This window comes from Niveispirillum sp. BGYR6, from assembly GCF_027568365.1.
GTDB lineage: Bacteria > Pseudomonadota > Alphaproteobacteria > Azospirillales > Azospirillaceae > Niveispirillum.
In genome coordinates this window covers 395,807-420,690 of the sequence record NZ_JANLNL010000003.1, presented here as the reverse complement: position 1 = coordinate 420,690, position 24,884 = coordinate 395,807, and the positions used below count along the sequence as shown (strand labels likewise).

The window sequence follows — 24,884 nt, the reverse complement described above, 5'->3', positions numbered from 1 at the left end:
CGGCTTTCCCGCCTGATATCACAGATCGCGGGTCGCGGCTGCGACCATCCTGATCTCCTCGCGGACCGGCCCTTCGCGGGGGGCATCGTGCAACCGGTCGAACCAGTGGGCGGGCGGATTACGCCCTTCCCGCCGGTCCCAGGTCAGGCCCCGCAGCACCGATACCGCTTCCGGTGTCAGCGGCGTGCCGGCCGGATCAATCCCGCACAGCACCGCCCAGATGCCGGCCCAGGCCCGCCCCACCGACCAGGGGTTATAGCCGCCGCCGCCCACCACCAAGGTACGCGGTGCCAACCCCAACAGTTCCGATACCGCGTGCCAGAGCGCGCGGTTGGAGAGGCTGAGACGGGACAGCGGATCGTCCGCCAGCGCATCCGCCCCGGTCTGGATAACCATGGCCTGCGGACGGAAGGCGCACGCCAGCGGGATCAGCGCCTCTTCCACCAGATAGCGCAGCTCGCTGTCATGGAAGCCGGCGGGAACCGGCAGGTTGCGGGCCATGCCGCCGGCCCGATCCTCCAGCTTGCCCGTATAGGGCCAGCGCCCGCCTTCATGGATGGAGACGGTCAGCACCCGTTCGTCATCATGAAAAGCATCCTGCACCCCATCACCATGATGGGCGTCCAGATCGATATAAAGGATGCGGTCCAGCCCCTGATCCAGCAGGGACAGGATGCCCAGCACGGGGGCATTGAAGAAACAGAAACCACTGGCCCGGCCGGGCCGGGCATGGTGGGTGCCGCTGGCCGGGCTATAGACGACACCGCCATCGCGCAGCAGCTCAGCCGCCTGGATGGCGGCACCCACGGCGATGGCGGGACGGCGATACATTTCCGGGAAGACCGGGTTTTCCAGCTTGCCCAGCCCGTAACGCTGGGCGGTCTCCAGATCGACCCGCTGGTCGCGCTCCGCCTGCTGCACCGCCGCGATATAATCGCGCTCGTGAAAGCGGGCGAGCTGCGCCTCTGTCGCCATCGGGCTGTCCAGATAGCGGGATTCGTCCAGCCAGCCCATGGCGCGGGCCAGATCCATCGCCACCGTCACCCGGGGGATCGACAGGGGGTGTTTCTTGCCATAGCTGGAATGGCGATAAATCTCCCCACCCAGAAACAACGGACGCAACGCCGCCGAGGGTTTCGGCAGCGGTTCGGGCGCGGCATCAACAGCCGCAGGCGGGGCGACGGGTGCATCCAGCATCATGGGCATAATCCTATGCTGCGCCGCCGCAGGATGACAATGGTGGCCGTTACCCTGCCGCCTAGGCCTAGCCCATCGTTCAAGTCGCTTGTTCCCCTGTCACGGCAATGCAATAACCCAACATTCACTGGGGGGAGCCGATGGGCGGCTGAGAGGTTCCGTGCCGGAACGACCCCTGGAACCTGATCCGGCCAAGACCGGCGTAGGGACAGTGAGACAAGATGCCGCCGGGCGCCGATCCGCATTCTCCCCCCTCTCCCGCCATCCAGATCCGTCAGGCAAGCCTGGAACTGGGCGGACGTCTGCTGTTCGACGGGCTGGAACTGCACGTGCCGGCGGGCCGATTCTGTTGTCTGCTGGGCCCCAGCGGGGTGGGCAAGACCACGTTACTGCGGCTGGTGGCCGGGCTGTCGGCCCCTCAGGGCCGGACAAGCATCAACGCCGATGATGGCCAGCCGCTGGCCGGTCGCATCGCCTGGATGGGGCAGCAGGATCTGCTGCTGCCCTGGGCCAGCGTGCTGGACAATGTGATGATCGGCATCCGCTTGCGCGGGGGCCGGCCTGACAGCGCCGTGCAGGCGCGGGCCTTGTATCTGCTGCAACAGGTGGGGCTGGAAGACCGCGCCAGCGACCGGCCGGCCGCCCTGTCCGGCGGGATGCGCCAGCGGGTGGCCCTGGCCCGCACCCTGTTTGAAGATCGGCCAATCGTGTTGATGGACGAGCCTTTTTCCGCCCTGGACGCCCTGACAAGGCTGCGCCTGGGCGGGTTGGCCGCCCGGCTGCTGGCAGGTCGCACCGTCCTGATGGTGACGCATGACCCGATGGAGGCGTTGCGCCTGGGCCATCAGGTGCTGGTGCTGACGGGGCTGCCGGCCAGCCTGTCGGCCCCGATCACCCCCCCGGATGCCCCGCCGCGCCCGCCCGACCTGCCGGAACTGCTGCATTTGCAAGGACGGCTGCTGGCCGAACTGGCGCGGGAGGTCGGGCCATGAAGGCGGCCTTGCGCGCGCTGATCACCTTTGCCGGCCTGCTGCTGGCCTGGGCTTTCCTGGTCCGCTGGGCGGAACTGCCACATTACATCTTGCCCGGGCCGGATCGGGTGGCCGCCCGGCTCTGGTCCGACCGGGCGCTGCTGGCCGATCATGCGTTGATGACCCTGGCGGAGGTGGTACTGGGCCTGTTGCTGGGGACGGTGTGCGGGGTGCTGGCGGCCCTGGCGTTGATGGCCTCCACCGTGGCACGGCGCTGGCTGCTGCCGCTGCTGCTGGTCAGCCAGGCCGTGCCCGTCTTCGCCATTGCCCCGTTGCTGGTGCTGTGGCTGGGCTATGGCATGGCGTCCAAGGTGGCGATGGCGACGCTGATCATTTTCTTCCCCGTCACCGCCGCCTTTTACGATGGTCTGCGCCGGACCGATCCCGGCTGGCTGGATCTGGCACGCACCATGGGCGCCAGCCCCTGGATGCTGCTGCGCCATATCCGGGGGCCCGCCGCCCTGCCCGCCCTGGGGGCCGGGCTGCGCGTGGCCGCCGCTGTTGCCCCCATCGGGGCGGTGGTGGGGGAATGGGTAGGGGCGTCTTCCGGGCTGGGCTATCTGATGCTGCACGCCACCGCGCGGGTTCAGACCGACCTGACCTTTGCCGCCCTGTTCCTGTTGGCCCTGCTGGCTGTCGCCCTGTGGCTGCTGGTTGATCTTCTGCTGCGCCGGGCCCTGCCCTGGCTTCCCGATTCCCACGGTTTTGAAGGATGAGAACGATGCGACACTGGTTGCGCGGGGCGGCGATGGCCGCCGCCCTTTCCCTGGCCGCCCTGCCCGCCATGGCGCAGGATAAGATGACCGTGCTGCTGGACTGGTTCGTCAATCCGGACCATGGGCCGCTCTATGTCGCCCAGGAAATGGGCTACTTCAAGGATGCCGGTCTGGCGGTGGAGATGATCGCGCCGGCCGATCCCAATGATCCACCGCGTCTGGTCGCCGCCGGTCGTGGCGATGTCGCCATTTCCTATCAGCCGCAACTGCATTTGCAGGTGGATGCCGGCCTGCCGGTGGTGCGCATCGGCACCCTGGTGGCGACGCCGCTGAACAGCATCATCGCCCTGAAGGACGGGCCGGTGAAAAGCCTGAAGGATCTGAAGGGCAAGAAGGTCGGCTTCTCCGTCGGCGGGTTCGAGGATGCGCTGCTGGGGGCCATGCTGGAAAAGCACGGGCTGTCGCTGAAGGATGTGACGCTGGTGAACGTCAATTTCTCCCTGTCGCCGGCCTTGTTCGCGGGGCAGGTGGATGCCATCGTCGGCGGCTTTCGCAATTTCGAACTGAACCAGATGGCGATCGAGGGCAAGCCCGGCCGCGCCTTCTTCCCCGAAGAGGAAGGGGTGCCGGCCTATGATGAATTGATCTTCATCGCCGCCCGCGACCGTGCCAATGATCCGCGTCTGGGCCGTTTCCTGGACGCGGTGGAGCGTGGCACCGCCTATATGATCAACCACCCGGATGAAGCCTGGGCCCTGTTCATCAAGGGCCGCCCGGACCTGGATACCGACCTGAACAAGCGGGCCTGGCGTGACAGCCTGCCGCGCTTTGCCCACAGCCCCCGCGCCCTGGACCGTGCCCGCTATGCCCGCTTCGCCAATTTCCTGAAGGAGCGCGGGCTGGTGAAGACAACCCCGGACGTGGCGAGCTACGCGGTGGAATTGAAGTAACCGTATTCACGACAGGGGGCGGCGATCACCGCCGCCCCCCTTCCCTCTTCTCAAGCTGCCTGCGCCAGAATGGCCCCCAGACGGGAGCGCAGTGACTCCATTTCATCGGTCACCTGACGCGCCTTGTTCGCCAGATTATCCGCCAATGTCCGTGTCTCACTGGCATCGGCCGCCACAGTCTGGATGCGGTCAGACACTTCAATCGTGCCGCCAGCGGCGTTGGCGGCGCTGTGGCTGATGCTCTCCGTGGCGCTGCCCTGTTCCGTCACAGCAGCGGTGATGGCGCCCGCGATCTCATCAATGCGGGCAATCACCTCGTGCAATTGATGGATATCACCAATCACCCGTTCAGTGGCACGCTGCACGGCCGTGATCTGGGAACTGATCTCTTCCGTGGCCTGCCCCGTCTGGGTGGAAAGGTTTTTCACCTCTGCCGCGACCACAGCGAAACCACGACCGGCCTCACCAGCCCGTGCCGCCTCGATGGTGGCATTCAACGCCAGCAGGTTGGTCTGGCCGGAAATATCGCCGATCAGTTGGGCCGCCTGGCCGATATTCTGCGCCGCGTCGGCCAGTTGCGCGATCATGGCGCGGGTTTGTGCACCACGGGCCACCGCCTCATGCACCATATCCGCCACTTCGGTCACTTGCCGGCCGATTTCGCGGGATGAAGTGGCCAGTTCCTCCGTGGCAGCGGCCACCGTCTGCACATTGTTGGTGGCATCCTGGGCCGCACCGGCCACACCCTGGCTCTGTTCCCCGGTGCGCTGGGCGGCGGAATTCATCTTGCCGGCCAGATCGGAAATGCCTGCCGCCTCGGCCAGCACCACTTCAACGCGGCGCGTCACCTCCTGCTCCAACGCCTGGGCCAGACCGCCCAGCCGGTCGGCGAAGGCCTGCTTATGCGCACGTTCACGTTCCTGCTCTTCTACCTTCAGCCGGTCCATCTCTTCCGCATTGACGCGGAAGACATCGATGGCGCGGGCCATGTCACCGATCTCATCACGGCGGGCAGTGCCGGGGATGAAGGACAGCCGTTCACCCCGGGCCAATGTTTCCATGGCCCGTTCAATCTGCGCCAGCGGCCCGGTGATCGACCGTACCAGCAGCAGGGAAAGGCCGCAGAACATGGCCACCAGGGTACCGCCGATCAGCAGCGTCATACGCTGGGTCTGACGGCGGATGGTGGCCTCCGCCGCACGGGCCTGCTCCAGCCCGGCGGTGGTGAAGGTAAACAGCTCATCGATCAGCGGCGTCGTTTCAGCCACCACCTGGGCAAAGGCGCTGATCGCATTGCGCTGCGCCGTCGTCGCGTCGGCCAATGCCACCATATCCTGGCGATATTTACGCGACAGCGTGTCGATGGCCGTCTTGGTTTCCGGGTCCAGCTTGGATTCGGGAATGAAGAAGGAGAATTCGTTGAAGGCCTTGCGATGCTGGCCCAGATACTTGTCCTCCCCCGTCAGCAGGAAGGATTTCTCGGCATTACGCATCTCTGCCATGCCGATGAACAGCTCAGCCGCCTGGGCCGCTGGCCATTTCTTCAATTCGGTTTCGGTTGCCGTCACCGATTTGAACATCTGGCCGCGCAAGCCGTCCTCGTCGGTGAAGCCCACCGCGCGGGTGGCATCATCCACCTTGTTGAAGGCGTCGGCCAGCACCACCAGCTTGGCCTGGATGGCTTTGACCGTGTCAGCCTTGTCCGTCGCGGCAGGGTGGGCGGCGATGCGGGCGGCCGCCTCCTTCACCTTGGCCAGACTGGTGCGGAAGGCTTCCCCCTCGGCGGGGATACGTTCCCGCAGGAAGCGCGTGGCATGAAGCTGCAAGGCCGTGGTCTGGCGGTTCAGTTCGGCCGCCGTTTCGGCCACCACGGACAAACCTGTCATGCGGTCAGAGGCATCGCCCCGCCGTGCATCGCCCAGCAGGAACAGGCCCGCCGTCATTGTCACGGTTAACAGGGCCGCCCCCACCAGCAGACCGATACGGGTGACGATGGACAGCTGGGCCAAAACCCCGCCTTCCCCACCATCACCCCCACCTTCGCCCTTGCCGCGCAGCTTCTGCCACAATTCACCCAGGCCCCAACGCCCGGTCCCCGTTTCCAAATCGGCATTCAACGGGGCGGTCAGCGTAACATCGGTCATGCCAGTATCCCGGTGTCTGGAATTTATTTAAAATCCAACACATACGTGAGGCGCAGCGGCCGATAGCGGCACTGTTTCCACAACGCCCCACCGGCCTGTCCTGAAGTGATATGGGCCGCCGATATAAAGTCTGTGGGTCAGTTTTATTAATTTTGGGTGACGCTCGCTTTAGCTGCAAAATCACGTTTGCATATTCACCAGCGCCCATAGAGTTGTTAATCTGTATCCCCGCCGCCTTGGTGGAAGTTTTGCCAGGACATCATGGTCATTCTGACACCGGAATTATTGTTAAGGGCTTATGCCAATGGGGTTTTCCCGATGGCGGAGAATGCCCGTTCCACCGATTTGATGTGGTTTGACCCGCCGCATCGGGGGATTCTGCCCCTGAACGGCTTTCATGTACCCCGCCGGCTGCGCAAAACCGTGCGCCACTTCCCCTTTGATGTGCGGGTCGATACAGCCTTTCGGCAGGTCATGGCGGGCTGCGCCGGCGGTGGTCCGCAGCGACCGGAAACCTGGATCAATGCGGAGATTACTGACGCCTATTGCCAGCTCCATGCCGCCGGCCATGCGCATTCGGTCGAATGCTGGCAGGAGGGGCAGCTGGTGGGCGGGCTTTACGGCGTCTCCATCGGCGGCGCCTTTTTTGGGGAGAGCATGTTCTCCCGCGCCACCGATGCCAGCAAGGTGGCCTTGGTGCATCTGGTGGCGCGCCTGACGGCAGGCGGCTTCCGCCTGCTGGACACACAGTTCATCACGGAGCATCTGGCCCAGTTCGGAGCGATGGAAATTCCCCGCCACCGATACCGGGCGCAACTATCGCAGGCGACCCGGATTGAAGCCGATTTTTACTGTTTGGATGATGAACGGGCCTTGGTTTCCGACTTTTTGCAGTCCTTGACCCAGATATCGTAAACTGGGTGCTCCATAGCCGACAGCGCCGGGCTGGAGGCAAACATCCAGCCGACGAAAACCGGCACCGGCGCCGCACCGGCCGTGGTGGGGATTTCGGCGATATCCAGGAAGGCGGCTGATTCCGGCGGATCGATCGGCGGTGCCTTGCGGCAGGCCTTGACCTGGATCGACAATTGACCGAACTGCACCATATCGCCCACCTTGGCCTCGAAGGTGGAGGTACGCGCCGTCACCTTGTCCAACCCCTGCAGCACGACAACAGGCATCGCCTCGAAACTGCGTTGCGGGGCGGGCGGGGGGGCCGGGCGCTGCACGGCCGGGGCCCCGGCAGCGGGATCTTGTTGAACGTCTGGTGCCGACGATGGCTCCGGCACCGTCGGCACCGTGGCATCCTGTGCAGTGGCAACAGCAGCGGCGCCAACGCAGGCCCCCAGCAGCAGCGCACGAACGATCTTCTTCACCAGCATCGAACCTGTCCGGTCAGCGTAACATCATCCTGCCGATCAGGCCCACCGAAGCGGGCCCTTTCATGGCAGTCTCACTTACCGCCCAGCAGGCCACCGGGGGCCGGCGCCGGCGCACCCTGATTGGCGGCTGCAGGCGGGGTTTCCGCATTGCCACCGGAACCGGCTTTGGAACCGGAACCGCCGGAATTGAACATGAAGCGCCCCAGCAGATCCTCCAGATTGACGGCGGACTGCGTATATTCGATCAGATCGCCTTCCTTCAGCTTCTCCTCTTCCCCGCCGGGATCAAGCTGGAGATAGCGGCCGCCCAGCAAGCTCTCGCTGGCGATGACGGCAGAGGTATCACGGGGCAGCTGGATATTGCGGTCAATTTCCATCTGCACCACGGCCTGGAAGGTCTGCTTGTCCAGGAACTGGCTGGTGACGGTGCCGACCTTCACCCCGCTGATGCGCACATCCGACCCGGCCGACAGGCCGCCCGTGCTGCTGAACCGTGCTTCCAGCTTATAGCCGCCGACGGCCCGCACGGAACTGCTGGTATAGGCGAAGAACAGGAAGAAGCCGGCCACCACCAGCACCACCGCGCCCAGCACGGTCTCAATCACATTCCTGCGCATGGACAGAACCACTCCCGACTAAACCCCGAAACGGACATGGCGGCGCTGGATCAACGCCGCCATGACGATGATGAACCCTAAATGGTGCCGATCAGTTCGGAGTCCATGCCTCATAATCGCCGGTCGCCTTGTCGCGCTTGCCCCCTTCGAACAGGTGGCCGGGCGGACGATAGGCCTGCAACGTCCCGGTGGGGTTCGGCTGGTGTTCCTTGATCCACGGCTTGTGGAAAACGCTCTGCTCCGGCAGGGGGTCCGCCATCACATAATGCAGCCAGCCATGCCATTCCGGCGGCACATTGGTTGCCTCCGGCTCACCATTATAGATCACCCAGCGACGGGCCTTCAGGCCGGTGCGGGCTTTCTTCTCCTCGTAATACTTGTTGCCGTATTTGTCGGTACCGACCAGACGGCCCGCACGGGCGGTGAAGAAATTGATCTGGATGTTGGCCATCCAGGTGACCAGGGAGATGCGTTTGCTCATGATGGTCCGTTTCGGGACTGAAGGGACAAACCCCCGCGGCAACGGCGCGGGATACGGCAGTGCGGGGGACTATGGCATTGCCGCACAGCAAAATCCACCCCCGCGCGCAGGCTGAACCGGCTGCCCAGGGCGTTGCCGGTCTGCCCAAATCGCGCAACAGACTGTATCAGGGGGCCGGTGGCGGCTCCCCATGGCCACGCAGCCGGTCTGCCGCCCGGCCGATGCGGCCGGTATGGTGGCGGATTTCCCAGATGGCGATGGCGATGCCGGCCAGCAGCAGCGGCAGAATGTAATAGACGAAGCGATAGGCCAGCATCGCCCCCAGCAGCTGCCCGGCGGGAATGTCATCCGACAGGCCCAGGATGATGATGCTCTCAAACACCCCGATGCCGCCCGGCACATGGCTGAAAATCGCCACCACCAGGGCCGCGCAATAAATGCCCAGATAGGCGGTGAAGCCGATGCCATGGTCCAGCGGCAGCAGCGACCAGAGAACCCCGGCCGCCAGCACAATTTCCAGCGAACCAATGCCGATCTGCGAGATCACCCCCAAAGGCGACGGCAGTTGGATCGACCAGCGCCAGAGCTTGATCGGCTTGCGCGTCACCCCGGTGATAATACAGAGCGAGGCCAGCACCAGCAGGGTCAGCACCGCCAGACCCTGCACCAACAGTTCCGGCACTTTCAACATGGTGGCGACCGGATGCGGCCCCACCAGCACCCCCACCGCCCCGGTGAAGCTGATGCCCAGGGTAAAGGTGGTGGTGGAGAAGACAACGACGCGGGCGACATCGGCCGGCGTCAGGCCGGCGGCACCATAGGTGCGCAACCGCACCCCCGCACCGCTGAGCACCGCCCAGCCGATATTATTGGAGAAAGCGTAACCACACGCCGCCGCGAAGGCCGTGGTGCGATAGGGCACCTTCTTCTTCAGATAGATCAGGGCGGAGACGTCATAGAGTGTCAGCACCCAATAACCGAGCGCCGTGATCCCCACCGCCTGCAACAGGCGGGTATAAGGCAGCGCTTGCAGATAGGCCCAGACATCCTCGAACTTCACTTCCGACAGCACGTGCCGGATGGCGACCGCCAGAAGCACCGCCATGAAAAGGGCTGTGGCAATGCCCAGCCATTTTTTTCGCCGTTGGGCGGCGGCATCTTGTTCAGGCATGGGCTCTCGGAGGGAATCGGGAAGCTCTGACATTCACTCTTGGCGTCACTAACGCGGCCGGGAACCGATCGGAGGCATCCCCATCGGCGGCGGCACCCTGCCACTGATCCGGCCGAATGGAAACCCCCTGTCCGGATTGACTAGACCAATGCGCCAAAAGGTGGCAGCGGAATGTGCAAACAAGCTGGCAAGCCCAGCGACTCCGACTCCAGGCATGAACCGGGGAATCCCGGAATCCTGCCGCTTTAGGCCCCTCTCCACCCATCCCGGCGAATAACCCCGTCAACCACAATAAGCAGTATGAAGACGTTAATCCGTCACAAAATCTGGTTGATGTGGGGGGCCCTGTGGCCTAGCCTCCGCTTCGTCACCATATCTTATCTGTAGGCACCTGCCCCACTTGCCTGGGGCGGGAATGGGTTTTGTGCGCCTTTGTGGCGCCACCCGCCGCCGTACCAGGGAGAGGCCAGTACCATGCGGATCGAGCGCCGTTTCACCATCGAAGGTCAGGACGCTTACGCGGACATTCCCTTCCGAACGGCCAGCAGCGAGATCCGCAATCCCGATGGCTCCATCGTCTTCCAGGCCAAGGATGTGGAGGTGCCGGCGGAATGGAGCCAGGTGGCCTGCGATATCCTGGCCCAGAAATATTTCCGCCGCGCCGGTGTGCCCGCCGCCCTGAGGGCGGTGGAGGAGCATGATGTTCCGCCCTTCCTGTGGCGCCATGTGGCCGACGACAAGGTGCTGGCCACCCTGCCCGACTCCGAACGGCGCGGGGGCGAGACCTCGGCCCGGCAGGTCTTCGACCGGCTGGCCGGCACCTGGGCCTATTGGGGTTGGAAGGGCGGCTATTTCGATGGCGAATCGGACGCCGCCGCCTTCTATGACGAAATGCGCTACATGCTGGCCCGCCAGATGGCGGCGCCCAACAGCCCGCAATGGTTCAATACCGGCCTGCACTGGGCCTATGGCATTGACGGTCCCAGCCAGGGCCATTTCTATGTCGACCCGAAAAGTGGGGAGCTGGTGGCGTCCAACAGCGCCTATGAACATCCCCAGCCCCATGCCTGCTTCATCCAGTCCGTCGCCGACGATCTGGTGAATGAGGGCGGGATCATGGACCTCTGGGTCCGTGAGGCCCGACTGTTCAAATATGGTTCCGGCAGCGGAACGAATTTCTCCCGCCTGCGCGGTGAGAATGAAAAGCTCGCGGGCGGTGGCAAATCGTCGGGCCTGATGAGCTTCCTGAAGATCGGCGACCGCGCGGCGGGCGCCATCAAATCCGGCGGCACCACCCGCCGTGCCGCCAAGATGGTGACGGTCGATCTCGATCACCCGGATATCGAAGCCTATATCGATTGGAAGGTGGTGGAAGAGCAGAAGGTCGCCAGCCTCGTCACCGGGTCCAAGCAGGTGTCGCGTCATCTGAACATGATCATGGCCACCTGCAATGAGGGGATCGGACCGGATGCGGAACGGTTGGACCCGACGCAGAACCGCGCCCTGAAGCGGGCGATCATCGCCGCAAGGCGCGATCTGGTGCCGGAAAACTACATCCAGCGCGCCATCCAGATGGCGGGCCAGGGTTTCACCAGCTTCGATATGAAGAGCTTCGATACGGATTGGGATTCGGAGGCCTATCTCACCGTCTCCGGCCAGAATTCCAACAATTCCGTACGCGTGCCCGATGCCTTCCTGAACGCGGTGGAAAATGACGGTCCCTGGAACCTGATCCGCCGCACCGATGGCAAGGTGGCCAAGACCCTGCGTGCCCGCGACCTGTGGGACAAGATCGGGCTGGCCGCCTGGCAATCGGCCGATCCGGGTGTGCAGTTCGACACCACCATCAATGATTGGCACACCTGCCCGGCGGCGGGGCGCATCAATGCGTCCAACCCATGCTCGGAATATATGTTCCTGGACGATACGGCCTGTAACCTGGCGTCCCTGAACCTGATGGAATTCCGCCGGCCCGACGGTCGTTTCGATATCGAAAGCTTCAGCCATGCCTGCCGGCTGTGGACGTTGGTGCTGGAAATCTCCGTCCTGATGGCGCAGTTCCCCTCGCGCGAGATCGCCCGGCTGTCTTACGAATACCGCACGCTGGGTCTGGGCTTTGCCAATATTGGTGGCCTGCTGATGGCCGCCGGCCTGCCCTATGACAGCGAGGCCGGGCGCTCACTGACCGGGGCCATTACGGCGCTGATGACCGGTGTGTCCTATGCCACCTCGGCAGAGATGGCGGGCGAACTGGGCCCCTTCCCCGGCTTTGCCCCCAACCGCGACCCTATGCTGCGCGTCATCCGCAACCATCGCCGTGCCGCCCATGGCGCCGCCACGGGCTATGAGGGGCTGTCAGTGGCGCCGGTGCCGCTGAAGGCCGCCGAGTGCCCCGATGCCGATCTGGTGGAGGCGGCGCGCGCCGCCTGGGACCGGGCTTTGGCGCTGGGTGAAGAACACGGCTACCGCAATGCCCAGGCCACGGTGATTGCCCCCACCGGCACCATCGGGCTGGTGATGGATTGCGATACCACCGGCATCGAACCGGACTTCGCCCTGGTGAAGTTCAAGAAGCTGGCCGGCGGCGGCTATTTCAAGATCATCAACCGCGTGGTGCCGGAGGCGCTGTCCCGCCTGGGCTATAGCGACGAACAGATCACCCGCATTGAACGCTATGCCGTGGGCAATGGCACGCTGGTCGGCGCGCCGGGCGTCACCCATGCCCGGCTGCGCGCCAAGGGCTTTACCGACGCGGAGATCGCCAAGGTTGAGGGTGCCCTGGAATCGGCCTTCGATATCAAGTTCGTCTTCAATAAATGGACGCTGGGCGTCGATTTCTGCCGCGACGTGCTGGGCGTATCGGAACAGGATCTGGATGCCTTAAGCTTCGACCTGCTGGCCCATCTGGGCTTCAGCCGGAAGGAGATTGAAGCCGCCAATGTCTATGTCTGCGGTGCCATGACCCTGGAAGGGGCGCCGGGACTGCGCGAAGAACATCTGCCGGTGTTCGACTGTGCCAGCCCCTGCGGCAAGATCGGCAAGCGGTACCTGTCGGCAGAGGCCCATATCCGCATGATGGCCGCCGCCCAGCCCTTCATTTCCGGCGCCATCTCCAAAACCATTAACATGCCCAACCAGGCCCCGGTGGAGGCTTGCAAGGAAGCCTATATGCTGTCCTGGCGCTTGGGCGTGAAGGCCAATGCGCTCTACCGCGACGGTTCCAAACTCTCCCAGCCGCTGAATGCCCAGGTGCTGGAGGAGGATGAGGAGAGCTTCGACAGCGACGAGCAGACGCTGGTGGAAAAGATCGTGGAGGCGCCCGCCGCCGCCCGCGTGCCGCTGGTAGCGGAAAAGGTCGTCGAACGGGTTGTTGAGCGGGTAGTGGAAAAGGTCGTCCGCGCCCATGACCGGGAAAAGCTGCCGCAGCGGCGCAAGGGCTATACCCAGAAGGCCATGGTCGGCGGGCACAAGGTGTATCTGCGCACCGGCGAATATGAAGATGGGCGGCTGGGCGAGATTTTCATCGACATGCATAAGGAAGGCGCTGCCTTCCGGTCGATGATGAACAACTTCGCCATCGCCATCTCGCTGGGCCTGCAATATGGCGTGCCGCTGGAAGAATATGTCGAGGCCTTCACCTTCACCCGGTTCGAACCGTCGGGCATGGTGACGGGCAACGACGCCATCAAGATGTCCACCTCCATTCTGGATTATGTGTTCCGGGAACTGGCCATCTCCTATCTGGGTCGCAACGATCTGGCCCATGCCACGCCGGAGGATCTGTTGCCCGACACGATGGGCCGGGGCGATGCCCAGGCCGATCTGGCGGGCTTGCCGGAGGCCGCCAACCGCGCGCCGGAACTGCCGGACAATGCGGCGCGGATGACGCAGGAAACACTGGCCGCCGTGGCCCGCATCGCGTCCACCGGCTATGTCCGCTCCAACCTGCGCGTCGTGCCGGGCGGCCAGCAGGGGCGCATCGTCGCCGGCTTCCAGAACGCCACCACCGCCTATGCCGCCACCGGCACCGATGCGCCGACAGGCTATAGCAACGGGTCGGTTCACAGCGACGCCCTGTCCGGCACCAGCCTGCGCAGTGGTACGGTGGGCCGGAGCGACGCGCGGTTCGAACGGATCAAGGAAGCCCGTGCGCGCGGCTATGAGGGCGACCCCTGCCCCGAATGCGGCAATATGACCATGGTGCGCAACGGCACCTGCCTGAAATGCGACACCTGCGGCGGCACGACGGGGTGTAGCTAAACCGGGGCGGCGGGCTTATATTGTTCTCATGGATGGAGCTGCCGCCGATTGGATGATTGTTCCGGCGGATTACCCGGAACTGTCGTTTCTGGTCTGGAATCGGGACGCCAAGCGCCCGATTCCAGCTTCGGAGGTTTTTGCGCTTTACGAACGCAACTGGCGGCACGTGCACAAGGCGGGCATTCAGCCCGTTGAGGCCGCGTTGATCCAGTGTTTGAGCGATGTTTTCGGTCAGGGTCGTATGCTCACACCGTGAGTTCTTCCTCTCGCACCCGCCCGCGCATCCCCGCCAGATCACCGCACAGCCTTTCATAATCCGCCACCACGCCGCGCGCCCATTCCAGCAGGCGCTCGCCCTCCGGCGTCAACCCCTCGAACCGGCGGCCGCGGCGGACCAGGGGGGTGGACAGGTCGGATTCCAGCCGCGCAATGGCAGCGGACAGGGTGGGCTGGCTGATGGCGCAGGCATTGGCGGCGCGGGCAAAATGCTGCTCACGCGCAAGCGCGACAAAATAGGAGAGATGGCGTACCAGCATGGTGTGATCGCTCCCCAATGAACGTTATGTTCATATGGATATAGCGAATCCCCCCAGCGATCCAGCCTTTCGGCACGAACCGAACGCCAAAGAGGACCAGATGTTCGACATCACCAAGCCGGCCGCCGACAGTGACAAGCCCACGCTCTATGCCGATCTTGCCAGCATGGCCGCCGGCATCCTGACGGGGGAGCGTGACCGCATCGCCAATTGCGCCAATATCGCCGCCCTGATGTTCAACACCCTGCCGGATCTGAACTGGGCCGGCTTCTATCTGCTGCAAGGGGCGGAACTGGTGCTGGGCCCGTTCCAGGGCAAGCCGGCTTGCGTGCGCATCCCGCTGGGGCGCGGGGTCTGCGGCACGGCGGGGCAACAGATGCAGTCGGTGCTGGTGCCCGATGTCCATGCCTTCCCCGGCCATATTGCCTGCGATGCCGCCTCACGTTCTGAACTGGTGGTGCCGCTGATCAAGGACGGCCGGCTGCTGGGCGTGATCGATCTGGACAGCCCGCTGCCCAACCGGTTCGATCCGGCCGATCAGGCGGGGATCGAGACGCTGGCCAGCCTGCTGGCGGATGGGTGCGACTGGTAAGGTCGCGTCACCCCTGCCGCGCCGGCATCCGCGTCACCAGCCAGATGCCGGCGCAAACCAGGATCAGGGCGCTGAGATAGCTCCAGCGCAGCAGCGATTCGCCCAGGAAAATAGCGGAAAGCGAAACGCCAAAAACCGGGATCAGGAAGTTGAAGGGGGCGACCATCCCCACCGGATTATGCTTCAGCAGCAGGCTCCAGACCGAAAAGGCGACGGCGGAGAGCAAGGCCAGATAGGCCAGCAGGGCACCCGCCTGCATCCCCATCGCTTCCAGATGACCACCACCGATCATCCCGATTCCGGTCAGCACCAGCCCACCGATCAAAAGCTGCCAGCCGGTCATCACCATCGCATCCATGCCGCGCGACAGGCCTTTGCCATAGATGGCCGCCGCGGCCAGGATGAAGGCGGAGAAGGCGACGAATCCTTCGCCCGTCAGGGTGAAATCAAAGGCCAACACCCCTGCCCCACCCTTTCCCAGATTGACCACCACCACGCCGGCAAATCCGATCAGGCAGCCCAGCGCGCGCACCCCGTTCAGCCGGTCGCTGGCATAGATGAAATGGGCCAGCACGACGCTGAAAAACACGCCGGTAGCATTCATGATGGATGATTTGATGCCGCTGGCATGGGCGACACCGATATAGAAAAACACATATTGCAGGGCCGTCTGCACCAGACCCAGCAAAACCACCTGCCCCGCCTGCCGCCGGCTGACCGGCAACAGCCGCTTGCGCAGGCCCAATGCGGCCAGCAGCAGGATCAACCCCGCCAGGGTGAAGCGCCAGCCAGCAAACAGCATCTGCCCGGCCAGATCGGCGGGCGTGATCTGCAGCAACGCATAGCCATTTTTGATGGCCGGATAGGAGCTGCCCCACAGGGCGCAGCAGAGGGTGGCCAGGGCATAAACGCCGGGCCGGGTCTGGTAAAGGGCGGGTTTCACGGGAGATCAAGGACCAATTGGGCGAACGAAAACCGGGGCATGGCCCCACGAACACCCCCCTATATACCCCCCGCCCGCCGGGGGCAATCACCGCCCCGGTGCCACCCGTCGGTAAGACAGGGCTTCGGCCACATGCAGCCGGCGCACCCCGTCCGCCCCCTCCATATCCGCCAGGGTGCGGGCCACGCGCAGCACGCGGTGATAACCACGGGCCGACAGTTTCAGCCGTTCCGCCGCCTCCGTCAGCAAAGCGCGGCCTTGCGCCTCGGGGGCGGCAACCTTTTCCAGCACCTCCCCATCCGCTTCCGCATTGGTGCGGATGGCGGGTTGGCCGCGCGGCACCAAGGCGGCATAGCGCTCCCGCTGGATATCGCGCGCCTGGGCCACGCGGGCCGCCACCTCCGCCGTGCCCTCCCGCGGCGGCGGCAGGGACAGGTCGGATGCTGACACCGCCGGTACGTCGACATGCAGATCGATACGGTCGAACAGCGGGCCGCTGATCTTGGCCTGATAATCCGCCGCGCATTTCGGTGCCCGCCCGCAGGCGAGCGAGGGATCATCCAGATGGCCACAACGGCAGGGATTCATCGCCGCCACCAGTTGGAAGCGGGCGGGATATGTCACATGATGGTTGGCCCGGCTGACGGTGGCGCGCCCGGTTTCCAGCGGCTGACGTAGTGCCTCCAGCGCGCCACGGGCAAATTCCGGTAATTCATCCAGGAACAGCACGCCCTGATGCGACAGGCTGATTTCGCCGGGCCGTGCCCGGCTGCCCCCGCCCACCATGGCCGCCAGGGTGGCGGAATGATGCACCTCTCTGAAAGGTCGGGTGCGGATCAGCTTGCCGCCCTCCAGCGATCCGGCGATGGAATGGATCATGGAGACTTCCAGCGCCTCCGCCGCATCCAGCGGCGGCAGCAGGCCCGGCAGGCGGGCGGCCAGCATGGATTTGCCCGATCCTGGCGGCCCCAGCATCAGCATGTTATGGCCGCCGCTGGCCGCCACCTCCAGCACACGCTTGGCCGTTTCCTGGCCTTTCACATCGCGCAGATCCTTATGGCTGCCCGCCTCCTCCAGCCCGGCCAGCTTCGGCTCCGGCCGGGTCAGCACCTGGGTGCCCTTGAAATGGTTGATCAGGGCCAGTAGCGAGGAGGGGGCCAGAATATCCAGCCCATCGCCGGCCCAGGCCGCCTCACCCCCGCAGGCGGCCGGACAGATCAGCCCCTTGCCATTGGCCGAGGCATTGATGGCGGCCGGCAGCACCCCGGCGACGGGCGAGATGGAGCCATCCAGCCCCAATTCCCCCAGCGCCTGATAATCCGCCATGGCATCGCCGGGCAGCACGCCCATCATCACCAGCAGGGCGAGTGCGATGGGCAGATCGAAATGAGACCCCTCCTTCAGCACATCGGCGGGGGCCAGATTGACGGTCAGCCGCTGCGGCGGCAGGGCGATGCCAAGGGCGTGCAGGGCGCCGCGCACCCGTTCCCGGCTTTCCCCCACCGCCTTGTCGGGCAGGCCGACCACGGTGAAGGCCAGCGGCCCACCCGTCATCTGCACCTGCACATCGATATCCAGCACCTCAATGCCTTGAAAGGCCACCGTTCCTACACGCGCCGCCACGCCCCACCCCCGGCTGTTACCCTTTATAGGTAGCACAACAGCCGGGATATTCAGGTGAATTCTCTTCAATGCCTTGATAGGCGCCTTCGATCAAAAGGGTCATTTTCTGCAAGACGGGAATGGTTTCACCCCTTCATGATGGCATCTGAAAAAGGCCCCGGCATCCAACCGCACCACCCGTCAGGGTCGGCCGCGGGGAATGCCGACCCCCGAACGCCTTTCGATTAGGACTGAAGAGATGATCCGGCTCAACATCAATGGGCAGGTCCGTGACGTGGACGTGCCGGAAGACATGCCCCTGCTCTGGGTGCTGCGTGACGAACTGAACATGACCGGCACCAAGTTCGGCTGCGGTCAGGCCCTGTGCGGGGCCTGTACCGTGCATGTCGATGGCGTGCCCACCCGGTCCTGCCAATTGCCGGCCTCTGCCGCTGCAGATGCCAAGATCACCACCATCGAAGGCATCCAGGGCAAGGCGGCCCAGGCGGTGCAGAAGGCCTGGGCCGATCTGGATGTGGTGCAGTGCGGTTACTGCCAGTCCGGCCAGATCATGGCTGCCACGGCGCTGATCGCCGAGAACCCGAACCCAACGGATGCGGATATTGAGGCGGCAATGGATGGCAATGTCTGCCGCTGCGCCACCTATGTGCGGATCAAGGCGGCCGTGAAGCAGGCCGCCACACTGGCGAGGACATGACGCCATGAGAAATCTGCCGCAAATCCTGCGCGCCGCCGCCGCCGATGTGGTGGAGGCCGCCCCCTCCCGCCGTTCCTTCCTGAAGGGTGCCGCCGGGGCCGGTGGGGCGCTGGTGATTGGTGCCGTGGTGCCGCTGGGCGCCATGGCCGCCCGCCCCACCCCGGCCCTGATGGGCCCGCCCGACCCGCGCCCGAACGTGTTTGTCCGCGTGGCGCCGGATAGCAGCGTTACCGTGCTGGTGAAGCACCTGGACAAGGGCCAGGGCATCATGACCGGCCTGACCACCATCGTGGCGGAGGAGCTGGACGCCGACTGGGCGCAGATGCGTGGGGAATTCGCCCCCGCCGACAGCAAGCTCTACGCCAACCATGCCTTTGGAATGCAGGGCACCGGCGGTTCCACCGCCGTCTTCAATAGCTGGGATGAGCTGCGCATGGCCGGGGCCGCCGCACGCGCCATGCTGGTGGAGGCGGCAGCGGCTGAATGGAAGGTGCCAGCCGGCGAAATCACCGTCGCCAAGGGCGTCATCAGCCATCAGAAATCCGGCAAGAGCGGGCCGTTCGGCCCGTTTGCCACGGCCGCGGCCAAGCTGCCAGTGCCGGCCAGTGTTAAGCTGAAGGACAAGGCCCAATATACCCTGATCGGGAATGAGGCGCTGCACCGTCTGGATCACATCTCCAAGACCAATGGCACGGCGATCTTCGCCATGGATATCCGCCGCCCCGGTCAGGTGACGGCGGTGCTGGCCCGCGCCCCGCGCTTTGGCGCCACGGTAAAGAGCGTGGATGACAAGGCAGCCCGCGCCATTCCCGGCGTGCTGGAGGTGCTGAGCCTGCCCATCGGCGTGGCCGTGGTGGCCAAGAATACCTGGACCGCCATCAAGGGCCGCGAAGCGCTGAACATCACCTGGGATGACAGCCAGGCGGAAAAGCGCGGCACCGACCAGATTCTGGCCGATTACCGCGAACTGGCCAAAAAGCCCGGTGCCGTGGCAACGGCCAAGGGTGACACGACCGCCGCCATCAAGGGTGCCGCCAAGGTGATCGAGGCGGAATACAGCTTCCCCTATCTGGCCCATGCGCCGATGGAACCGCTGAACGCCGTGGTGGAACTGACCGAGGATGGCGGGGCGGAATTCTGGGCCGGTTCCCAGTTCCAGGGTGTGGAACAGCGGGTTGCCGCCGGCATCCTGGGCACCACCCCGGACAAGATCAAGATCAACACGGTCTGGGCCGGCGGCAGCTTCGGCCGCCGCGCCACCCCGACCGCTGATTACATGGCCGAAACGGTGATCATCGCCAAGGCGCTGGCGGCGAAGGGCAAGAAGGCCCCCGTGCATCTGGTCTGGACGCGGGAAGACGACATCAAGGGCGGCCGTTACCGCCCGCTGGTGCTGCATAAGCTGCGGGCCGGGCTGGATGCCAAGGGCAATATTGTCGGCTGGGAACAGCGCATCGTCACCCAATCCTTCATGGCCGGCACCGGCTTTGAGGCTGTGGCGATCAAGAACGGGGTGGACAATTCCGCCACAGAGGGCGTGGCCGATCTGGCCTATAAGGTGCCCAACCTGGCCGTCGATATGCATATCGCCAAGTCACCGGTGACGACGCTCTGGTGGCGGTCAGTGGGCCATACCCACACGGCCTATGCCAAGGAAGCCTTCATTGACGAGCTGGCCGCCGCTGCCGGCAAGGATGCCGTGGCCTATCGCATGGCCTTGCTGGAAGAACATCCGCGCCTGCGGGGCGTGCTGAAACTGGCGGCCGATAAGGCCGGCTGGGGCAAGCCGCTGGCCGCCGGTCCAGCCGGGACCAAGCGGGGCCGGGGCGTGGCGGTGCATGAAAGCTTCAGCACCTATGTCGCCCATGTGGCGGAGGTGACCATCAATGCTGATGGCAAGGTGAAGGTGGATCGCGTGGTGGTGGCGGTGGATTGCGGCATCGCCGTCAATCCCAATGTCATCAAGGCGCAGATCGAAGGCGGCACCGGCTGGGGCATCGGCCATGCCCTGCGCGATGCCATCACCATGACCGATGGTGTTGTCGATCAGGCCAATTTCGACACGTTTGAGCCGCTGCGCTATGCCGACATGCCGGCGGTGGACGTGCATATCGTCGATAGCGCCGAACGCCCGACCGGCGTGGGGGAACCGGGCGTGCCCGGTGCCGCCCCCGCCGTTGCCAACGCCATTGCAGCGGCCGGCGGCAAGCGCCTCTATGATCTGCCCTTCAGCAAGGCGGGTATCGTCTAATACCAACCCGCCTAAAGGTGGACTTTTAGGCGGGTTGGAGGTCGGCGCCTGAGGGAACAAAAAATCTCCCTGGATCGGTCACGATCCAGGGAGATTGGTCCAGCGCGAAAGTGGTAATGCTGTCGGGCGCTGGAATGCCCGCCCGGCAGCGCCCCATCATTGTCACCAGGGCTTCCAACAAGGACCGGGGTTTGAGCTCCGGTGGTCACAGGGGACAATGATGATAAAGAGCAGGCTGATCCTGTCTGGCATGGTATTGGGCGCGCTGGTTCTTCCCAGCACGGCACCAGCCCAGCCGATCATCGGCAATGCCGAGGCCGGCAAACAAACCTTCGAGGCCCGCTGCGCCAGCTGCCACGCCCTGGAGCCAGCGGGGGCGACAAAGAAGGGACCGCATCTGCAGGGCATTTTCGGCCGTACTGCCGGCACCCAAAAGGGCTTCCGCTACTCCAAAACCATGCGGCAGAGCGCCCTGGTCTGGGATGCCTATACGCTGGATAACTATCTTTACGACCCGCCCCACACGATGAAGGGCACCAGCATGGTGCTGAAAACGCCGGAGCCCAAGGACCGGGCCGATCTGATCGCCTATCTGAAAACCTTGTGAATTGAGGGACGGCGCCCGGTCGATCCGGGCGCCGTCAGCGCTTATTCCACTCTCCCTGAAGACCAAGCTTCAGGGAGAGTGTCATTATCAGGGCTGGCGATCCTGTTTCAGCAGATCGCGGATTTCCGTCAGCAGCAGTTGGTCCTTGGTGGGGGCCACCGGGGTGGCGGCATCCTTCCTGTGCAGGCGGTTCACCTGTTTGACCAGGATGAACACAGCCCAAGCAACAATGAAGAACTTGATCACTGCATTGATGAACAGACCATAATTGATGGTCGCAGCCCCGGCGTCCTTGGCAGCGGCCAGCGAAGCATAGTCACCCCCCGACAAGCTGATGAAATAGTCGGAAAAGTCGATCCCGCCCATCACATAGCCGAGTGGCGGCATCAGCACATCATTCACCAGTGAGGTGACAATAGCGGTAAAGGCAGACCCGACAATGATACCGACCGCCAGGTCGATAACGTTGCCGCGGCTGATGAATTTCTTGAATTCCTCAAGCATGAGGGCTCCCCCGAATCACAAATGACGGCGCTATGGCGCCGTCCCGGTCGGCCGAGATTGCTGTATCGCGGGGGAATTTACCAGCCTGTACAAGGATATAAAACTTTAAGCTGCCAACATGCCCGGGATCACGGATGGGGTGGCGCTCTGGCCGGAAGCAGCACCGGTCGGGCCCTGTTCCTTTTCCTGCTTCTCACCCCGGGTGCCACCGCCGGTGGCGCGCTTCTTCTCCTCCTCATCAGCGCTGGGCGGGGCCAGGCTATCCAGCATCATGATGGTGAAGGTGGAGATCGGTTCACGCCCCGATGCGCCAGAACGATAGCCGGTCAGCCAGGGCTGGGCAGTTTCGTCCGTCGCCTGCTGGGTGCCCAGGTTGGAACTGTCGGCAAATTGTGCCGGGGCATCATCGAACTTGGCGGAGAAGCGATCGAAAATCTGGCCGACGGTCAGCGGCCGGGTGCCATCATAGAAGACATTGAGATTGGCCTTGGCGGCATCCGGCAGCAGGTTGGCAGCGATCTGGTTGGGGTTCTTCTCCATCGCCTTCAGGAATTTGGTGGCCCCGCCGGCGCCCAGGAAATGCGCCATGTACATCTCCGTGTTGCCGACGGGGCGACCCAGCTTCCCTTCCAGATGATCCTTGTTGTCGCTGGCCAGTTCGGCCGCCAGCAGGGCGGAATAGCGCGGATCCTTGCGCAGATTCAGGATTTCCTTGCGCATGGCCGGGTCGGAGACCTGTGGCTTGCCATTGGCCCCGGTGGTGATCTGGTTGGCATATTTGCCCAAACCATGTTCGGCGCCATGCTGCTGCACCATGTTAAGCCAGGTGCCCTCGGTGAACTGGAACAGGCCGGTGGCGCTGCTGGTCTTGGCCTTCACGTCGGTTCGGTATCCGCTCTCCACATTGGCCTTGTCCATCAGGTAGGAGAAATCCACGCCCGTGGCGCTGCTGGCCTGCTGCACCGCCTTGATCACCTGGGCCGGGGCGTTACGCGTCGCACCGAGAGATTCGGTGGCGTTGCTGCGGTTCAGGGCATTGAAGAAGGCGGTCACGGCCAATCTCCCAAAAATAGGTCTGCCCCTTCTTAAGCAATCAGCGTGCCAAACATAGCGATAGACTTTTAGTCACATCATTCCGTTGCGTAAGTCCGCAACCCCTTCACAAAACGGGCAATCCGTCCCATTTTTATAAGAATTTTAGCCTGTTTTACCGAAAAACATAGGCCCATAATCAGATGCCTCATTGATTTCCGCACGGCAAGGCTTGCCGGGTTGGGAAGATCGCGCCATGTTGTGGCGGCGGACGGACGCTGGAACCGCCGCCAATGCCAATGCGCTGGGAAGGAACAGGCCTGATGACCGCTTACAACGCCCCGATCCGGGATATGCGTTTCACCCTCAACCATGTTGTCGGCCTGCCCCAGGTGGCCAGCCTGCCCGGTTTCGAAGAGGTGACGCCTGATCTTGCCGATACCGTGCTGGAGGAGGCGGGCAAGCTGGCGCGCGATGTATTGGCGCCCCTGAACTGGGTGGGTGACCAGGAAGGGGCGACGCTGGAAAATGGCTCGGTGCGCACCGCCACCGGCTTCAAGGATGCTTACTGGAAATATGTCGACGGTGGCTGGAACGCCGTGCCGTTCGACCCGGAATTTGGCGGCCAGGGCCTGCCCTGGACGCTGGCCCTGCCGATCCAGGAAATGTGGACCTCGGCCAACATGTCCTTTGCCCTCTGCCCCATGCTGAATCAGGGGGCGGTGGAGCTGCTGCAGGCCCATGGCTCGGCGCAGCAGAAGCAAACCTATCTGGAAAAGCTGATCAGCGGTGAATGGGCCGGCACCATGAACCTGACGGAACCGCAGGCCGGTTCCGATGTCGGTGCCGTGCGCACCAAGGCCGTGCCGGGCGAAAATGGCACCTGGCTGATCACCGGCCAGAAGATTTTCATCACCTATGGTGAGCATGATTTCACCGACAATATCGTGCATCTGGTGCTGGCCCGCACCCCCACCGCCCCGGCGGGGATCAAGGGCATCAGCCTGTTTGTGGTGCCGAAATTCCTGGTGAATGAAGATGGCTCGCTGGGTGCCCGCAATGATCTGCGCTGCGCCGGGCTGGAACATAAGATGGGCATCCATGCCAGCCCCACCGCCGTCATGGCCTATGGCGATCATGGCGGGGCCATCGGCTATCTGGTGGGCGAGGAAAATCGCGGTATCGAATATATGTTCACCATGATGAACAATGCCCGTCTGGGCGTGGGGCTTCAGGGTGTCGCCATTGCCGAACGCGCCTATCAGCAGGCGCTGGACTATGCCAAGGGCCGTATCCAGAGCCGGGCGCTGACCGGCAAGGATCCCAACCCGGTGGCCATCATCAAGCATCCGGATGTGCGCCGGATGTTGCTGAGCATGAAATCGCAGATCGAGGCGGCCCGCGCCCTGGTCTATTACACGGCCGCTGCCCTGGATAATGCCCATCGTCACAATGATGCCGATGCGCGTCGCAAGGCAGCCGCCCTGAACGACCTGCTGACGCCGATCACCAAGGCCTGGTCCACCGATCTGGGCGTGGAGCTGACCAGCCTGGGCGTGCAAATTCATGGCGGCATGGGCTTCATTGAAGAGACGGGGGCGGCCCAGCATTATCGTGACGCCCGCATCGCCCCCATCTATGAAGGCACCAACGGCATCCAGGCCAATGATCTGGTCTTCCGCAAGGTGCTGCGCGATGGCGGGGCAGCGGCCGGGGAACTGATCGCAGAGATGAAGGAGATTGCGGCGGCCGCCAGTGCCGGGGCCGGCGACGATCTGGCCACCATGGGCGCCAACCTGTCGGCCGCCCTGCAGGCACTGGAACAGGCAACCGCCTGGGTGGTGCAAACCGGCAAGGCCGATCCGACCGCCGTTGCCTCTGGGGCCGTCAATTATCTGCGCCTGTTCGGTGTCACCATCGGCGGCTTCCTGACCGCCAAGGCGATGCTGGCGGCCCAGGAACAGTTGATGCAACCGGGTGCCGACGCTGCCTTCCTGGACGCCAAAATGATCACCGGCCGTTTCTATGCCGACCAGATCCTGCCCACCACCGCCGGCCTGCTGCAGCCGATCCTGGCCGGCCATCGCAGCGTGATGGCGCTGGCGGAGGATCAGTTCTGATCGGGTCGTTTGATCGGCCCTGTTAAGGAA

The 24,884-nt window shown here is 64.1% G+C and carries 22 protein-coding genes and 1 riboswitch; of the genes, 11 read left to right on the top strand and 11 right to left on the bottom strand.

The annotated features are described in order from the left end of the window. Positions 1-18: 18 nt before the first annotated feature. Positions 19-1,200: an acetoin utilization protein AcuC gene (locus PCJ49_RS10150; RefSeq protein WP_269910819.1), complete on the bottom strand. Its 1,182-nt coding sequence runs from the start codon at positions 1,198-1,200 to the stop codon at positions 19-21. Between the two features lie 117 nt (positions 1,201-1,317). Next, positions 1,318-1,423: riboswitch (TPP riboswitch) on the top strand. Between PCJ49_RS10150 and PCJ49_RS10145 the strand changes: the two genes are divergently transcribed. The 3 genes from PCJ49_RS10145 to PCJ49_RS10135 all read left to right on the top strand — a co-directional run bounded on the left by PCJ49_RS10145 (position 1,419) and on the right by PCJ49_RS10135 (position 3,894). Beyond that, on the top strand, positions 1,419-2,189 hold the full coding sequence (locus PCJ49_RS10145; protein ID WP_269910818.1) for an ABC transporter ATP-binding protein: 771 nt from the start codon (positions 1,419-1,421) through the stop codon (positions 2,187-2,189). Its footprint overlaps the riboswitch before it by 5 nt. Next, entirely contained in the window at positions 2,186-2,944 is a 759-nt protein-coding gene (locus PCJ49_RS10140) for an ABC transporter permease (protein ID WP_269910817.1), read from the top strand. The genes PCJ49_RS10145 and PCJ49_RS10140 overlap by 4 nt, the downstream gene beginning before the upstream one ends. Before the next feature lie 5 nt (positions 2,945-2,949). Then, positions 2,950-3,894 (top strand): ABC transporter substrate-binding protein, encoded by a 945-nt coding sequence (locus tag PCJ49_RS10135; protein ID WP_269910816.1) that lies wholly within the window; start codon positions 2,950-2,952, stop codon positions 3,892-3,894. A gap of 50 nt (positions 3,895-3,944) precedes the next feature. Here the strand turns inward: PCJ49_RS10135 and PCJ49_RS10130 are convergent, their stop codons facing one another. After that, on the bottom strand, positions 3,945-6,038 hold the full coding sequence (locus PCJ49_RS10130; protein ID WP_269910815.1) for a methyl-accepting chemotaxis protein: 2,094 nt from the start codon (positions 6,036-6,038) through the stop codon (positions 3,945-3,947). A gap of 261 nt (positions 6,039-6,299) precedes the next feature. Between PCJ49_RS10130 and aat the strand changes: the two genes are divergently transcribed. Further along, positions 6,300-6,953: a leucyl/phenylalanyl-tRNA--protein transferase gene (gene aat, locus PCJ49_RS10125; RefSeq protein WP_269910814.1), complete on the top strand. Its 654-nt coding sequence runs from the start codon at positions 6,300-6,302 to the stop codon at positions 6,951-6,953. On the opposite strand, the gene PCJ49_RS10120 is transcribed toward aat, so the two are convergent. The 4 genes from PCJ49_RS10120 to PCJ49_RS10105 form a co-directional block, all read right to left on the bottom strand. Next, positions 6,887-7,414: a DUF2155 domain-containing protein gene (locus PCJ49_RS10120; protein WP_269910813.1), complete on the bottom strand. Its 528-nt coding sequence runs from the start codon at positions 7,412-7,414 to the stop codon at positions 6,887-6,889. The genes aat and PCJ49_RS10120 overlap by 67 nt on opposite strands. A gap of 77 nt (positions 7,415-7,491) precedes the next feature. Beyond that, positions 7,492-8,037, bottom strand: coding sequence for an outer membrane lipid asymmetry maintenance protein MlaD (gene mlaD, locus PCJ49_RS10115; RefSeq protein WP_269910812.1), 546 nt, complete (start codon positions 8,035-8,037; stop codon positions 7,492-7,494). 91 nt (positions 8,038-8,128) lie between these two features. Further along, the gene (locus PCJ49_RS10110; protein WP_089287848.1) at positions 8,129-8,518 is read right to left on the bottom strand and encodes an NADH:ubiquinone oxidoreductase subunit NDUFA12; all 390 of its coding nucleotides are present in this window, start codon (positions 8,516-8,518) and stop codon (positions 8,129-8,131) included. A gap of 166 nt (positions 8,519-8,684) precedes the next feature. Then, positions 8,685-9,689, bottom strand: a complete 1,005-nt coding sequence (locus PCJ49_RS10105) for a lysylphosphatidylglycerol synthase domain-containing protein (protein WP_160105744.1) — start codon at positions 9,687-9,689, stop codon at positions 8,685-8,687. A gap of 474 nt (positions 9,690-10,163) precedes the next feature. Between PCJ49_RS10105 and PCJ49_RS10100 the strand changes: the two genes are divergently transcribed. Further along, positions 10,164-13,949 carry a vitamin B12-dependent ribonucleotide reductase gene (locus PCJ49_RS10100; RefSeq protein ID WP_269910811.1) on the top strand — a complete coding sequence of 1,262 codons (3,786 nt, stop codon included), beginning with the start codon at positions 10,164-10,166 and terminating at the stop codon, positions 13,947-13,949. A 28-nt stretch (positions 13,950-13,977) separates the two neighbouring features. Beyond that, positions 13,978-14,205, top strand: coding sequence for a hypothetical protein (locus PCJ49_RS10095; RefSeq protein ID WP_269910810.1), 228 nt, complete (start codon positions 13,978-13,980; stop codon positions 14,203-14,205). Here PCJ49_RS10095 and PCJ49_RS10090 read toward each other — a convergent pair. Next, the gene (locus PCJ49_RS10090; RefSeq protein ID WP_269910809.1) at positions 14,195-14,485 is read right to left on the bottom strand and encodes a LysR family transcriptional regulator; all 291 of its coding nucleotides are present in this window, start codon (positions 14,483-14,485) and stop codon (positions 14,195-14,197) included. The genes PCJ49_RS10095 and PCJ49_RS10090 overlap by 11 nt on opposite strands. A 166-nt stretch (positions 14,486-14,651) precedes the next feature. Between PCJ49_RS10090 and PCJ49_RS10085 the strand changes: the two genes are divergently transcribed. After that, on the top strand, positions 14,652-15,077 hold the full coding sequence (locus PCJ49_RS10085) for a GAF domain-containing protein (protein ID WP_269910886.1): 426 nt from the start codon (positions 14,652-14,654) through the stop codon (positions 15,075-15,077). A 7-nt stretch (positions 15,078-15,084) separates the two neighbouring features. Here the strand turns inward: PCJ49_RS10085 and PCJ49_RS10080 are convergent, their stop codons facing one another. After that, a complete protein-coding gene (locus tag PCJ49_RS10080; protein WP_269910808.1) occupies positions 15,085-16,020 on the bottom strand; it encodes a DMT family transporter in 936 nt (311 codons plus the stop codon). 87 nt (positions 16,021-16,107) lie between these two features. Next, positions 16,108-17,643 carry a YifB family Mg chelatase-like AAA ATPase gene (locus PCJ49_RS10075; RefSeq protein WP_269910807.1) on the bottom strand — a complete coding sequence of 512 codons (1,536 nt, stop codon included), beginning with the start codon at positions 17,641-17,643 and terminating at the stop codon, positions 16,108-16,110. Positions 17,644-17,881: 238 nt separating this feature from the next. On the opposite strand from PCJ49_RS10075, the gene PCJ49_RS10070 reads away from it, so the two are divergent. The 3 genes from PCJ49_RS10070 (at position 17,882) to PCJ49_RS10060 (ending at position 21,198) form a co-directional block, all read left to right on the top strand. Continuing rightward, positions 17,882-18,340: a (2Fe-2S)-binding protein gene (locus PCJ49_RS10070; protein WP_269910806.1), complete on the top strand. Its 459-nt coding sequence runs from the start codon at positions 17,882-17,884 to the stop codon at positions 18,338-18,340. 4 nt (positions 18,341-18,344) lie between these two features. Further along, positions 18,345-20,591 carry a molybdopterin cofactor-binding domain-containing protein gene (locus PCJ49_RS10065; protein ID WP_269910805.1) on the top strand — a complete coding sequence of 749 codons (2,247 nt, stop codon included), beginning with the start codon at positions 18,345-18,347 and terminating at the stop codon, positions 20,589-20,591. Positions 20,592-20,808: 217 nt separating this feature from the next. Then, positions 20,809-21,198, top strand: coding sequence for a c-type cytochrome (locus PCJ49_RS10060; protein ID WP_269910804.1), 390 nt, complete (start codon positions 20,809-20,811; stop codon positions 21,196-21,198). An 87-nt stretch (positions 21,199-21,285) separates the two neighbouring features. On the opposite strand, the gene mscL is transcribed toward PCJ49_RS10060, so the two are convergent. Beyond that, positions 21,286-21,702: a large conductance mechanosensitive channel protein MscL gene (gene mscL, locus PCJ49_RS10055; protein ID WP_269910803.1), complete on the bottom strand. Its 417-nt coding sequence runs from the start codon at positions 21,700-21,702 to the stop codon at positions 21,286-21,288. Between the two features lie 105 nt (positions 21,703-21,807). After that, positions 21,808-22,755 carry a hypothetical protein gene (locus PCJ49_RS10050; protein WP_269910802.1) on the bottom strand — a complete coding sequence of 316 codons (948 nt, stop codon included), beginning with the start codon at positions 22,753-22,755 and terminating at the stop codon, positions 21,808-21,810. A gap of 302 nt (positions 22,756-23,057) precedes the next feature. Between PCJ49_RS10050 and PCJ49_RS10045 the strand changes: the two genes are divergently transcribed. Beyond that, the gene (locus PCJ49_RS10045; RefSeq protein ID WP_269910801.1) at positions 23,058-24,854 is read left to right on the top strand and encodes an acyl-CoA dehydrogenase; all 1,797 of its coding nucleotides are present in this window, start codon (positions 23,058-23,060) and stop codon (positions 24,852-24,854) included. The last annotated feature ends 30 nt before the right edge of the window (positions 24,855-24,884 follow it).